Source organism: Bradyrhizobium sp. WSM4872, from assembly GCF_055811715.1.
On sequence record NZ_JBVVPT010000001.1, the window covers coordinates 1 to 13709 of the forward strand.

Genomic DNA, 13709 nt, shown 5'->3' on the forward strand with positions numbered 1-13709 from the left:
GTTTTCCTGCGTGTGCTTTTCGCGCAGCGGACCGCGGGTGCGAGGTCAGCACCCGGCCTTCCCTGCGCCCTCTTGGACAAGAGGGGTGGAATGACCAGGCAAAGCTCGGGCGAAACGCGCCGCGAGGACGAGAAGGCGTGCGGCTACACACTCTCTGTCATCGCCCGGCTTGACCGGGCGATCCAGTACTCCGAGACAGTTATGATTGAACCGAGAAGCCGCGGCGTACTGGATTCCCCGCTCTCGCGGGGAATGACAGTGGTGCTGGGAGGACGAAGCCGTCACCTCATACTCGCAAAGACGCTTTGAGAGAGTGTGCGCACCACTCCACCCTTGCGTCTCCGATGCGCAGCGCAGAGGCCTTTGCAGCACGTAGGGGCACGCGCGGGGGGGATGATGCGCCGACTCACCCCTGGCTGCGCCTTGGCGTCGCGCCGAAGTTGCTGCGCAGGCACGTACTGGAAACCTGAAGTTGTGGATTGTCCTCCCGCCGGGGGTATTGCAGTAAGCTCGCCCGTGTCCTCCAGGCCACGATTGTGCCGTCCATGCAACACCCGTCATGGATTTAACCATCATCTCTGTCCGTTCGCATGAACGCCGCTTTTTGGCCACACCGGAACATGAATAAAATCACTCGAATGTTTTAGCGGCAGCGGTGGTCCTGGAAGGCGACGGAAATCCCCAAGGTCGATCCAAAAGGTCGATTCAAATCTTGGCTCTGATTTTTCGGGTCTGAAAGGGTTGGCCGGGGAAACTGGTTGGCGATGGACGCGAAGAGCAACATCAAGCAGAGGCTGCCGAGCCGTCACGTGACGGAAGGCCCTGCGCGCGCGCCCCATCGGTCCTACCTCTACGCCATGGGTCTGACCACCGACCAGATCCACCAGCCCTTCGTCGGCGTCGCCTCGTGCTGGAACGAGGCCGCGCCCTGCAACATCTCCCTGATGCGCCAGGCGCAGGCGGTGAAGAAGGGTGTTGCATCCGCCGGCGGCACGCCGCGCGAGTTTTGCACCATCACCGTGACCGACGGCATCGCCATGGGCCATGACGGCATGCGCTCCTCGCTGCCGTCGCGCGAATGCATCGCCGATTCCGTCGAGCTGACGATCCGCGGCCACGCCTATGACGCCCTCGTTGGCCTGGCCGGCTGCGACAAGTCGCTGCCGGGCATGATGATGGCGATGGTCCGCCTCAACGTGCCCTCGATCTTCATCTATGGCGGCTCGATCCTGCCCGGCAATTTCCGCGGCCAGCAAGTGACCGTGCAGGACATGTTCGAGGCCGTCGGCAAGCACTCGGTCGGTGCGATGTCGGACGAGGATCTCGACGAGATCGAGCGCGTGGCGTGCCCCTCGGCGGGTGCCTGCGGCGCGCAGTTCACCGCCAACACCATGGCGACCGTCTCCGAGGCGATCGGGCTGGCGCTGCCGTACTCGGCCGGTGCTCCGGCACCCTATGAAATTCGCGACGCCTTCTGCATGACCGCGGGCGAGCAGGTCATGGAGCTGATCGCCCAAAACATCCGGCCGCGCGACATCGTCACCCTCAAGGCGCTGGAGAATGCCGCCGCCGTGGTCGCCGCATCCGGGGGCTCGACCAATGCTGCACTGCACCTGCCGGCGATCGCGCACGAGGCCGGCATCAAGTTCGACCTGTTCGACGTCGCCGAAATCTTCAAAAAGACACCGTACGTCGCGGATTTGAAGCCGGGCGGCCGTTATGTCGCCAAAGACATGTTTGAAGTAGGTGGCATACCGCTTCTGATGAAGACGCTGCTCGACAACGGATTTCTCCACGGTGACTGCCTCACCGTTACCGGTCGAACGATCGCCGAAAACCTCAAAAGCGTGAAGTGGAATCCGCACCAGGACGTGGTGCACCCGGCAGACAAGCCCATCACCGTCACCGGCGGTGTGGTCGGTCTGAAGGGCAATCTGGCGCCAGAAGGTGCGATCGTGAAAGTCGCGGGAATGTCCAACCTCAGGTTCACCGGTCCGGCCAGGTGCTTCGACCGTGAGGAGGATGCTTTCGAGGCCGTCCAGAAGCGCACCTACCGCGAAGGCGAAGTCATCGTGATCCGCTACGAGGGGCCCAAGGGCGGTCCCGGGATGCGGGAAATGCTCCAGACCACCGCGGCGCTGACCGGCCAGGGCATGGGCGGCAAGATCGCGCTCATCACCGACGGCCGCTTCTCCGGCGCCACCCGCGGCTTCTGCATCGGCCATGTCGGGCCGGAAGCCGCCATCGGCGGCCCGATCGGGCTGCTCGAGGACGGCGATGTCATCGAGATCGACGCGGTCGCCGGTACCCTTAACGTAAAATTGAGCGACCAGGAGCTTGCCCAGCGCAAGACCAAATGGACCGCTCGCGCGACTAACCACACGACGGGCGCGCTCTGGAAATATGCTCAGCAGGTTGGACCAGCGGTCGGTGGGGCAGTGACCCATCCGGGCGGCGCGCACGAGAAACAGTGCTATGCGGACATCTAGGCGTACCATCGTTGCGTTTGTGTTGGGGGCTGCCGCGCTGGCCGCGCCGGCGCTCGCCTTTGACGGCGCACCCGTCAGCCAGAAGGATGCGACCATTCCGGTGGTCACGACCTTGCCGGGCGCAGCGGGCAAGGTGCGCAATGTACCGCCAGTCGTGCCCCAGGAAACCTCGCTCAGCGCCCTGCAATATGCCGCGGAGGGTGGCCACCCCATCGCGCAGTGGAAGCTCGGCCGCATGTACGCCAATGGCGACGGCGTCGTCCAGGACGATGTGCGTGCGTTCGAGTATTTCACCCGCATCGCCAACGCGCATGCCGAGGATAGCCCGTCGGCGCCGCAGGCGCAGATCGTCGCCAACGCCTTTGTGGCGCTCGGCCGCTATTATCTCAGCGGCATCCCGAATTCGAAGGTCAAGCCGGACCAGGAGCGGGCGCGGGAGATGTTTTCCTATGCCGCGTCCTATTTCGGCAATGCGGATGCGCAATACGATCTCGCCCGCCTGTACCTCAAGACACCAGACGCTTCGCGCGAGGATTTCCGCTACGGCGCACGCTGGCTTGGGCTCGCCGCGCAAAAGGGGCAGCACGAGGCCCAGGCGCTGCTCGGCCAGATGCTGTTCAACGGCGACCGCCTGCCGCGGCAGGCCGCGCGCGGCCTGATGTGGTTGACGCTGGCACGTGACAGCGCGGGCAGCGACGAGACCTGGATCAAGGAAAACTACAACCGCGCCTTCGCAAAGGCCTCCGACGACGATCGCGCCATGTGCCTGCAAATGCTGGAGCAATGGGTGCAGGGCCGCCGGGAGTAAGTGGTTGAGGCGGCCTCACGCCGCCTCAAGATCGAGATCCGCCCACACCGGCACGTGGTCCGACGGCTTCTCCCAGCTGCGTACATAGCTGTCGATACCGACATTGGCGAGCCGGTCGCTGGCCTGTGGCGACAGCAGCAGATGGTCGATCCGCAGGCCGTGGTTCTTCTGCCAGGCGCCGGCCTGGTAGTCCCAGAAGGTGTAGAGCCCGGGCTCGTCGGTGACGGCCCGAAGCGCATCGGTCAGGCCAAGGCCGAGCAGGGACTGAAAACTCTCCCGCGTCTCGGCCTTGAACAGGGCGTCCTCGCTCCAGGCGGCGGGATTATGGACGTCCCGGGCATGCGGGATGACGTTGAAGTCGCCTGCGAGGATCAGCGGCTCCTCGGTCTTGAGACGCTCCTTCGAATATTCAAGAAGCCGCGACATCCATTTGAGCTTGTAGGGATATTTCTCGGTCCCGACCGGATTGCCGTTGGGCAGATAGAGGCAGGCGATGCGCAGCACTCCGCGCTTGAGCGTCACCACGCCTTCGAGGAAGCGCGCATGCGCATCCTCGTCGTCGCCGGCCAGCCCCGACTTGGTCTCGTCGAACGGGAGCTTGGAGAGCAGGGCGACACCGTTGAACGTCTTCTGCCCGTGGGTGACCACGTTGTAGCCGAGCGCCTCGATCTCCAGCCGCGGGAAGGCCTCGTCCACGCATTTGATCTCCTGGAGGCAGACGATGTCCGGCTGGCACTCCTTCAGCCAGGTCAGGAGGAGGTCGATCCGCTGCCGGACCGAGTTCACGTTCCAGGTGGCAATTCTGATGGGCATTTCGACGGGCTCCGGGCAGGGGCATTGGTTAGAACAAAATGCAAACGCGCCCGTCAAGGACGCTGCGAAATCTCCACAAAATTAACCCGGCTTAAGTCGGGCCTGGGCCATTGATCGTGAAAAGGTTTTTCGAATGGGACGGCCGGACAAATCCATGAAGCGAACCGAGACCCGCGACGGGTTGATCGGCGCGTTCCTGTACTGGCTCGGCGGCTACGAGATCGAGGACGGCCTGACCGCCGGTCTCAGCGAGCGCGAGCTGAGCCGCATCCGCGCCAAGCAGATCGACGCGGTGATACGACTGATCCCGGTGACGATGGCCGTCACCATGCTCAACGTCGCCGTTGTGCTGATCCTGTTCTGGGGCAGGGGCTGGAACGACTTTCTCGCGATCTGGGGCATGACCCTCGCGACCGCCGCCTCACTCGCGGTGCGCGCGTGGCGGCGCTCCCACCAAAGCCCGCCGCAGGAAGCGTCACCCCGCGCCGCGCGGCAGATGTTGCGGCAGGCGTTTTTCCTCGCCGCGATCTGGGGCACGCTGCCGGTCGCGCTGTTCAGCCGCATCGAGCCGACCAGCCAGCTCGTCCTGGCCTGCCTGATGGTCGGCATGATGTCCGGCGGCGCCTTCACGCTCTCGACCTTCCCGCGCGCGGGCCTTGTCTATCTCGCGACGACGACGATCGCCTGCGTCGCGGCGTTGCTGTCGTGCGGCGCCGGGCCGTATCTCGTGACCGCGGTGTTTCTGCTGCTGTTCGCGTTCTTCATGGCGCGCAACATCGTCTCGCAAGGCAATCTGTTCCTCGGCAATCTCAAGGCCCAGCTCGAGCTCGAGCGCCAGACCGAGATCATCTCGCTGCTGCTCAAGGATTTTCAGGAGAACGCCAGCGATTGGCTGTGGCAGACCGACGCCGAAGGGCATCTGGTCGACGTGCCCGAGCGCTTCGCCGCGGTCGCACAGCTACCGCTGCCGCTGCTGAAGGGCTCGCATTTCGCCGACGTGCTCGACATGCTGTGCCCCGAAGACAAGAGCGCGGCCTACAACGTCGTCGGCCTGATGGAGCACGCCGAACCGCTGCACGAGATGAACCTCAAGGTGGTCGCCGGCGGCGAGGCGCGGCTGTGGTCGCTCACTGCAAAGCCGGCCTACGACCGCGACGGTCAGTTCCTCGGCTATCGCGGCTTCGGCCGCGACGTGACCGAGCGCTGGCGCGCGGAAAAGGCCGAGGCCGAGAGCCGTGCAAAATCGGATTTCCTCGCGGTGATGAGCCACGAGATCCGTACGCCGATGAACGGCGTGCTCGGGCTTGCCAGCATGCTGCTGGAGACAAAACTCGATCCGGAGCAGCACGAAGCCGTCACCACGATCCGCGAGTCCGGCGACAATCTCCAGCGCATCCTCAACGACATCCTGGACCTCTCGAAGCTCGAGGCCGGACGCTTCGCGTTCGAGGTGATCGACTTCGCGCCGCAGGCGCTGGTCGAAGCCGTGGCGACCGTCGTGCGCGCGAGCGCCAAGAGCAAGGGGCTCGCCGTCAAGATCGAGCTCGATCCCAACCTGCCGCCGACGCTGCGCGGCGATGTCGCACGTATCCGCCAGGTCCTGCTCAATCTCGCCGCCAACGCGGTAAAGTTCACCGACGCAGGCGAAGTCACAATCGCAGCTGTCTGTCAGGCCCGCCGCGATCTGCTCGCCACCGTCGAATGGAGCGTGACCGACAGCGGTATCGGCATCGCCGCCGAGAAGCTCGGGCAGCTCTTCTCCGACTTCGCCCAGGCCGACGCCTCGATCAGCCGCCGCTTCGGCGGCACCGGGCTTGGGCTTGCGATCTCCCGGCGCATCATCGAGCAGATGGGCGGCACCATCGGCGTCACCTCGATGCCGGGCGAAGGCTCGACCTTCCGCTTCACGCTGGTGCTGCCGTGGAGTCAGGTGCAAACGTCCGATCACGACGCAGGCCGCGAGGAAGCCGACGATCTCAAGGCGCGCATCGCAGGCCTCGACCGACCGCTGAAGGTGCTGGTCGCCGAAGACGACGCCGTCAACCGCATGGTCGTGACCAAGATGCTCGGTGCCTTCGATGTCGAATTGCGCGCCGTAACCGACGGTGTCGAGGCCGTCGCGGCCGTGTCCGAAGGCGATTACGACATCGTGCTGATGGACGTGCGCATGCCCGAGATGGACGGCCTCGCCGCGACCCGCGCTATCCGCGCCGAGGGCGGACGGTTCGCGGCCTTGCCGATCATCGCGCTGACCGCCAATGCCTTCCCCGAGGACGTCAGGATCTGTCGCGATGCGGGGATGTCCGACTTCCTCGCCAAACCGCTGCGTAAGCCTGCGCTGGTCACGGCGCTGCTTCGTGCGCTGGACGGCCAACGGGTGTCGGAGGACGCACCGCTTCAGCCAGAGCAGATGCCGGTCGAGGCGGACTGGACGGACGAGGAAAGGCAGATCACCGGCGCTTAGCCGGCGGCGTCAGATCGAGAAGCTGGTCCCGCAGCCGCAGGACGCGGTGGCGTTGGGATTGTTGACCCGGAACGAGGCGCCAATCAGGTCGTCGACGAAATCGACCTGCGACCCCGCCAAAAACGGCTGCGAGGCGGAATCGACCAGCACCACCGCATTGTCCTGCTCGATCACGAGATCGTCGTCGGTGCGGGCACGGTCAATGTCGAATTTGTACTGGAAGCCGGAGCAGCCGCCGCCCTCGACCGAGATCCGCAGCATCGCGCCAGACCCTTCGCCCTTGAGGATCTCCCCAATCCGGCGTGCGGCCTTGTCACTGATGGTCACGTCAGTCGTCATCGTTCGTCTCCGATAGCCCCGCGGTCACACCAAGGTCACCTGAGGGTCGCTTGCCCAATTCAGTTGGTATCCCGCGTCCGGCATAGTTAAGTGCCACCATACGCAGAATCAAATGGATAGGGACTAAATTCGCCGTGTCCGTCGGAATGGCTGCCCCCCACGCGCCCTATGCCTGCGATCCCGAGCGTAGTCGCGGCCGGTTGGTTGCGGAACCGCCGAGCCGGACCCGCAGCCCGTTCCGGCGGGATTGCGACCGGGTCATCCATTCCACCGCGTTCCGCCGGCTGAAGTACAAGACCCAGGTGTTCGTGTTCCACGAGGGCGACCACTACCGCACCCGGCTGACCCATTCGCTGGAGGTGGCGCAGATCGCCCGGGCGCTGGCGCGGCAGCTGGGGCTGGACGAGGACCTCACGGAAACCCTTGCGCTCGCCCACGACCTCGGCCATCCGCCGTTCGGGCACGCCGGCGAGCGGGCGCTGGACGCCTGCCTGAAGGATTTTGGCGGCTTCGACCACAACGCCCAGACCCTCCGCGTCGTTGTGGCGCTGGAACACCGCTATCCCGAATTCGACGGGCTCAACCTGACGTGGGAGTCGCTAGAAGGCATCGTCAAGCATAACGGCCCGCTGACCGATCGCAGCGGTGCGCCGGTCGGGCGTTATCGCGAGCACGGCATTCCCGTCGGCATCGCCGACTACATCAAGACCTACGATCTCGAATTGTGGAGTTTCGCCTCGCTGGAGGCACAGGTCGCCGCGATCGCCGACGACATCGCCTATGATGCCCACGACATCGACGACGGCCTGCGCGCGGGTCTGTTTCACCTCGACGACCTCAAGGTGATGCCGCTGACCGCGGAGATCATCGCCGAGACGTCTGCGCATTACCCTCATCTCGAAGACGTCAGGCGCGGCGCCGAGCTGGTGCGTGAGCTGATCTCGCACCTGATCGGTGCCGTGTTCGCCGAGGCGCAGACAAACCTTGCCGCCGTTAAACCGCAATCCGCCCAGGACGTGCGCCAGCAAAGCCGGGCACTGATTGCGTTCCCCGCCGCGGTCGCCGAAGAGGAGGCCGCCATCAAGCGCTTTCTCTATCAGCACATGTACCGCCACAAGCGGGTCATGCGGGTGATGGGCGAGGCGGAACAGATCCTGTTCGACCTGTTCGCAAAATACCTGACATCGCCCGGCGAGCTGCCGCCGGAATGGCTGGTCGGGGCGGAGGCGGACAATGAGGGCGACCGGGCTCGCCGGATCGGGAATTTCATTGCCGGAATGACCGACCGTTTCGCCCTGACCGAGCACCAGCGGCTCTTTGACTCGACCCCGGATTTGCGTTAGGCGGCGCCCATGCCCGACACATCCTCAGCACTGCACCTGTTCGCCGACGTGCTCGCACGCGTGCACGCCGTCTGCCGCGCGCTCGCGGCGGAAGCCAACTGGCCCGAGGGCATCGATTTCTCGCGCGTGGTGGTCGAGCCGCCGCGCGATGCTTCCCACGGCGACATGGCGACCAATGCCGCCATGGTGCTTGCGAAAGAGGCAAAGGCAAAGCCGCGCGATCTCGCCGAGCAGATCGCCGAACGGCTGCGCGCGGACCCGCTGATCACCAAGGTCGACGTCGCCGGTCCCGGCTTCATCAACCTGACGCTGAAGCCGGCCGCATGGGCCGAGGCGCTACGGACCGTGTTGGGCGAGGGCGCCGATTACGGCCGTGTCCGCGGCGGCTCCAAGGTCAACGTCGAATATGTCTCCGCCAACCCGACCGGACCGATGCATGTCGGCCATTGCCGCGGCGCCGTGTTCGGCGACGCGCTGGCGAGCCTGCTCGAGTTCGCAGGCCGTGACGTCACGCGCGAATATTACATCAACGACGCCGGCGCGCAGGTCGACGTGCTCGCCCGCTCCGCTTTCCTCAGATATCGCGAGGCGCTCGGCGAGGACATCGGCGCGATTCCGGAAGGCCTTTACCCCGGCGACTATCTGAAGCCGGTCGGGCAGGCGCTGGCACAGGAACACGGCGACAAGCTCCTCGCCATGAGCGAGGGCGCGTGGCTGCCGACGGTACGTGCCAAGGCAATCGCGATGATGATGGACGAGATCAAGGACGATCTCGCCGCGCTCAACATCCGCCATGATGTGTTCTTCTCCGAGCGCTCGCTGCAGGACGCCGGCAACAATAAGGTCGCCGAGACCATCGATTTCCTGCGCGCCAAGGGCGACGTCTACCAGGGCCGTCTGCCGCCGCCAAAGGGGGCCCCGGCCGAGGACTGGGAAGATCGCGAGCAGTTGCTGTTCAAGGCGACCGCCTACGGCGACGACGTCGATCGCCCGCTGATCAAGTCGGATAATTCCTACACCTACTTCGCCGCCGACATCGCCTACCACAAGAATAAGTTCGATCGTGGTTTCGCGGAGATGATCGACGTCTGGGGCGCCGACCATGGCGGCTACATCAAGCGCATGCAGGCGGCGGTGAAGGCGACGACCTCCGGCAAGGGGGCGCTCGACGTCAAGATCGTCCAGCTCGTGAAGTTGCTGCGCAACAGCGAGCCGGTGAAAATGTCCAAGCGGAGCGGGGACTTCGTCACCTTGCGTGAGGTGGTGGATGAAGTCGGCCAGGACGCCGTCCGCTTCATGATGCTCTACCGCAAGAACGACGCGGTCCTCGACTTCGATCTCGCCAAGGTCATGGAACAGTCGCGCGACAACCCTGTCTTCTATGTCCAGTACGGCCACGCCCGCGGCCATTCGATCTTCCGCAACGCCCGGGCCGAGGTGTTCCCGGAACTCCCGGTGGATACGGAACAGCGCATCGCCTGGCTCGGTGAGTCGGCGGTGGAACGGCTGTCAGACCCGGCTGAACTCGACCTTCTTAAGCGGCTCGCAATTTTTCCGCGCATGCTGGAAGCGGCGGCAAGCGCCCACGAGCCGCACCGAATTGCCTTCTATCTCTATGACTTAGCGAGCGAATTTCACGCACTTTGGACGAAGGGGCGCGATTTGCCCTATTTACGCTTCATTATCAATAATGATGCAGATCTAACGAAGGCGCGGCTGGCCATGGTCCAGGGCGTCGTCTCTGTCCTGGCATCGGGCCTCGCCATCCTCGGCGTCCATGCTCCGGACGAGATGCGGTAGTTTGGGGCGAACTACTTAAGGGATTTCGGGGGTAACCGGCAGAAGCCGGATCGCTTAGACTTGGTTGAAAGCCTTGTGGGTCGAAAGCCGTGCCTTGGTCGAGGGGCGCGCGGCTTTCCCGAAGGGACGCATCATCACGATGGCCGAACGATATCAGGACAGACCGTTTCCTTCCGATGACTATGGTCGCGGTGGCGATCAGCATGCGAGCGGCGATCCCTTGGCCGAACTTGCCCGTTTGATCGGGCAGACCGATCCGTTCGCAGCGCAAGGACGGCCCGGCGCGCACCCGCCAGCAGCGCCTGCGCCTGTCCAGAGCTATCGGGACGACGACTATCGGCAGGACGATGATCAGCAGGACTATGCTGAGCAGGCTCCTCCGCCGCCGCCCGGACCGCCCTCATGGATGCGGCGCGCCAATGTGCAGCCGCAGACGGCGCCAGCTGAGCCTTCCTATCCCGCTTCCGTAAGCCCGGTTCATCCACTGCATCGTTATTCAGCCCAGCCGACTGCGCCCGAGCCCGAACCTGATTTTCGTCAGCCGCAGGCCTATCCGGATCAGGCCTATCAACCTCCTGCTTATCAACCTCCTGCCTATCAGGATCAGGCCTACCAGCAGCATGATCAGGCTTACCAAGAGCAAGCCTATCAGCAGCAAGCCTATCAGCAGCCCGATCCGGCGCGCTACGACGATGCGCTCTACGGACGGCTGGAGGCGGGCGAGCAGGACTACCAGCGCGATCCCGCCTATCCTGACGATCCTTACGCATTCCAGAGCGACTATCCCGAGGCCGATCTCGACGAGCCGAAGAAGCAGCGTGGCGGCATGATGACGGTCGCGGCGATCCTGGCGCTTGCCGTTGTCGGGACCGGCGCTGCGTTCGCCTACAAGACCTATGTGGGCTCGCCCCGCAGCGGCGAGCCGCCCATCATCAGGGCGGACAACACGCCGACCAAAATCGTGCCGGCGCCGTCGGATTCCTCGGCCAAGGTGCCGGACCGTATGGTCACCGGTGATGGCACCGAGAAGATCGTGCCGCGCGAGGAGGCGCCTGTCGACGTCAACGCCAAGGCGGGAGGTCCCCGCGTCGTGTTCCCACCGCTGAACCAGAACGCGAACCCGCCGCCGGTGGCGAGCGTGTCGCCGTCCAGCATTCCGCTGTCGAGTGCGGGCCCGAATCCGAGCAACGGCACGCTGCCGAACAATTCGCCGCGCGCGATCAGGACCGTGGCCGTGAAGGGCGATCAGACCGACGCCACCGCGTCGCAAGCCGCCACGGTCGCGAAGCCGGCAGCTCTCCCGAAGCCCGTTGCGGCACCGGCTGCACCACGCACGCCGCCGACCTCGGCCAATGCCAGTGCCAATCAGCCGCTCTCGCTGGCGCCGCAATCGGCGCCGGCTGCGGAGCCGCCGCAGCGGATGGCTGCGACCAATCCGACGCAAATTGCGCCCCCGAGCAGCAGTGGCGGCGGCTACGTCGTGCAGGTCTCATCGCAGCAGACCGAGGATAGCGCCCACGCCTCCTACCGGGTGCTTCAGAGCAAGTACGGCAGCGTGCTGGGCTCCCGCGCACCGGTGGTCAAGCGGGTCGACCTCACCGACAAGGGCAAGGGAATCGTCTACCGCGCCTTCGCTGGGCCCTACGGCTCGCTCGAAGAGGCGAACCAAGCCTGCAACAGTCTGAAATCCGCTGGCCTGTCTGCCTGCTTCGTCCAGAGGAATTAACAGCCGTTTCCTTGACCCTCTCGCGGGTCAAGGTTAATCGGCCGTATGAGCACGCGGGCCTTCATTACCGGCGTTTCCGGAACGGAACTAACCGCCGCCGAGCGGGAGTTTATCCGCAGCGAACGCCCATGGGGTTTCATCCTCTTCAAGCGCAACGTCGAGACGCCGGCTCAAGTTACTGCACTCGTTGCGGAATTGCGGGCGGTCGCGGGTTTCGCTGATGCCCCTGTCCTGATCGACCAGGAGGGTGGACGGGTGCAGCGCCTAGGTCCGCCGCATTGGCCGGTCTATCCGCCGGGCGCTGTTTTCGCGGATCTCTACGATACTGATTCGGCGCTCGGGCTGGCCGCGGCGCGCCTCAGCGCACGGCTGATCGCGGTCGATCTCGCAGATCTCGGCATTACCGTGGATTGCCTGCCGCTGGCCGACGTGCCGGTGGCTGGCGCCAACGCCGTCATCGGGAACAGGGCCTACGGCACCGAACCGGGAAAAGTCGCCGCGATCGCCCGCGCGGTCACCGAGGGCCTGGAACAGGGCGGCGTGTTGCCGGTGCTCAAGCACATCCCCGGCCATGGCCGCGCTACGGCCGATACCCATTTCAATCTGCCGACGGTCGACACGCCGCGAGACGAACTGGATCGCACGGACTTCGCGGCATTCAAGCCTTTGGCGGATTTGCCGATGGCCATGACTGCACATGTTGTGTTTAGCGCGGTCGACCCCGCCCATCCGGCGACGACATCTGCGACAATGATCGCTGAGGTGATTCGCGGCACTATCGGGTTCCAGGGTTTGTTAATGAGTGATGACGTGTCGATGAATGCGCTGTCGGGCAATATCGCCGAGCGGACCCGCGCGATTTTTGCGGCCGGTTGCGACATGGCCCTGCATTGCAACGGCAACATCGAGGAGATGCGTGAGGTCGCCGGCCAGACACCCGAACTGGCGGGCAGGGCGCTGGAGCGGGCGAACGCCGCGCTCGCGGCGCGCAAGGGACCGCAGCCGTTCGATCGCGCGGCCGCACGCGCCGAACTGGACGCATTGATCGCACGGGCAAACACGGCATCGGCATGACCGCAGAAATCCTATCGTTTGAAACCGGGCGGCCCGCAGAGCTCGCCGAGGGTGAGCCGGCGTTGGTGGTCGACGTCGAGGGCTATGAAGGTCCGCTCGACCTGCTGCTCGCACTGGCGCGGCAGCAGAAGGTCGATCTCGCCAAGATCTCGATCCTGGCGCTCGCCGACCAGTATCTCCACTTCATCGAAGCCGCGCGAAAGATCCGCCTCGAGCTTGCCGCCGACTATCTCGTGATGGCGGCCTGGCTCGCCTTCCTGAAATCGCGCCTGCTGCTGCCGGAGCCGCCGAGTGCGGAAGGCCCGAGCGCCGAGCAGATGGCGACGGCGCTCGCCAATCGCCTGCGCCGGCTGGAGGCGATTCGTGAAGCCGCCAACCGGCTGATGAACCGGCAGCAATTGCTGCGCGACATCTTCCCGCGCGGCGAGCCCGAGCAGATCGCCGAGATCAAGCATCCGAAATACACCGCAACGCTCTATGACCTGCTCACCGCTTATGCCGCGCAGCGCCAGTCGCGCGTGCTGGCGAACGTGCATCTGGCCAAGCGCACGGTGTGGTCGCTCGCCGAGGCGCGCGCCACGCTGGAGCGGCTGGTCGGCAGCATCAGCGAGCAGGACGATTGGGGCGTTCTCGACGATTTTCTGCTTCAGCATGTCGCCGATCCGACGCAGCGCGCGACGGTGCTCGCCTCGAGTTTCGCGGCTGCGCTCGAGCTGGTGCGCGAAGGTCAGCTCGAGCTGAATCAGAAAGAGGCGTTTGCGCCCATCTATTTCCGGAAGGGGCGCCCCAAGCCGGTCATGGACGCAGCTCCTGCGCCCGATGCGCCGGTCGCTTAAGTGCAACAAGGAGAATC

10 protein-coding genes and 1 pseudogene are annotated in these 13709 nt (G+C 64.9%); 9 read left to right on the forward strand and 2 right to left on the reverse strand.

From position 1 onward, the window contains the following. The 3 genes and pseudogenes from AC0L3C_RS00005 to AC0L3C_RS00015 form a co-directional block, all read left to right on the forward strand. Window positions 1-309, forward strand: a pseudogene (locus AC0L3C_RS00005) (hypothetical protein); the annotation flags it as partial. A gap of 455 nt (window positions 310-764) precedes the next feature. After that, window positions 765-2489 (forward strand): dihydroxy-acid dehydratase, encoded by a 1725-nt coding sequence (ilvD, locus tag AC0L3C_RS00010; RefSeq protein WP_473406828.1) that lies wholly within the window; start codon window positions 765-767, stop codon window positions 2487-2489. Then, window positions 2476-3297: a tetratricopeptide repeat protein gene (locus AC0L3C_RS00015; protein ID WP_473406829.1), complete on the forward strand. Its 822-nt coding sequence runs from the start codon at window positions 2476-2478 to the stop codon at window positions 3295-3297. The genes ilvD and AC0L3C_RS00015 overlap by 14 nt, the downstream gene beginning before the upstream one ends. 15 nt (window positions 3298-3312) lie before the next feature. Here AC0L3C_RS00015 and xth read toward each other — a convergent pair whose 3' ends face one another. Continuing rightward, window positions 3313-4110, reverse strand: coding sequence for an exodeoxyribonuclease III (gene xth, locus AC0L3C_RS00020; RefSeq protein ID WP_473265812.1), 798 nt, complete (start codon window positions 4108-4110; stop codon window positions 3313-3315). 133 nt (window positions 4111-4243) lie between these two features. On the opposite strand from xth, the gene AC0L3C_RS00025 reads away from it, so the two are divergent. Then, a complete protein-coding gene (locus AC0L3C_RS00025) occupies window positions 4244-6574 on the forward strand; it encodes a hybrid sensor histidine kinase/response regulator (protein WP_473406830.1) in 2331 nt (776 codons plus the stop codon). 9 nt (window positions 6575-6583) lie between these two features. Here the strand turns inward: AC0L3C_RS00025 and erpA are convergent, their stop codons facing one another. Then, window positions 6584-6913, reverse strand: coding sequence for an iron-sulfur cluster insertion protein ErpA (erpA, locus tag AC0L3C_RS00030; protein ID WP_007610737.1), 330 nt, complete (start codon window positions 6911-6913; stop codon window positions 6584-6586). Between the two features lie 134 nt (window positions 6914-7047). On the opposite strand from erpA, the gene AC0L3C_RS00035 reads away from it, so the two are divergent. The 5 genes from AC0L3C_RS00035 to AC0L3C_RS00055 all read left to right on the forward strand — a co-directional run bounded on the left by AC0L3C_RS00035 (window position 7048) and on the right by AC0L3C_RS00055 (window position 13692). Continuing rightward, on the forward strand, window positions 7048-8256 hold the full coding sequence (locus tag AC0L3C_RS00035) for a deoxyguanosinetriphosphate triphosphohydrolase (RefSeq protein ID WP_473265814.1): 1209 nt from the start codon (window positions 7048-7050) through the stop codon (window positions 8254-8256). A 9-nt stretch (window positions 8257-8265) separates the two neighbouring features. Beyond that, complete coding sequence (gene argS, locus AC0L3C_RS00040) at window positions 8266-10056, forward strand: arginine--tRNA ligase (protein WP_473406831.1); 1791 nt, start codon at window positions 8266-8268, stop codon at window positions 10054-10056. Window positions 10057-10195: 139 nt separating this feature from the next. Further along, entirely contained in the window at window positions 10196-11782 is a 1587-nt protein-coding gene (locus AC0L3C_RS00045) for an SPOR domain-containing protein (RefSeq protein ID WP_473407097.1), read from the forward strand. 45 nt (window positions 11783-11827) lie between these two features. Then, window positions 11828-12856 carry a beta-N-acetylhexosaminidase gene (gene nagZ, locus AC0L3C_RS00050; RefSeq protein ID WP_473406832.1) on the forward strand — a complete coding sequence of 343 codons (1029 nt, stop codon included), beginning with the start codon at window positions 11828-11830 and terminating at the stop codon, window positions 12854-12856. Then, window positions 12853-13692, forward strand: a complete 840-nt coding sequence (locus tag AC0L3C_RS00055) for a segregation and condensation protein A (RefSeq protein ID WP_473265817.1) — start codon at window positions 12853-12855, stop codon at window positions 13690-13692. Before nagZ ends, AC0L3C_RS00055 begins: the two co-directional genes overlap by 4 nt. The last annotated feature ends 17 nt before the right edge of the window (window positions 13693-13709 follow it).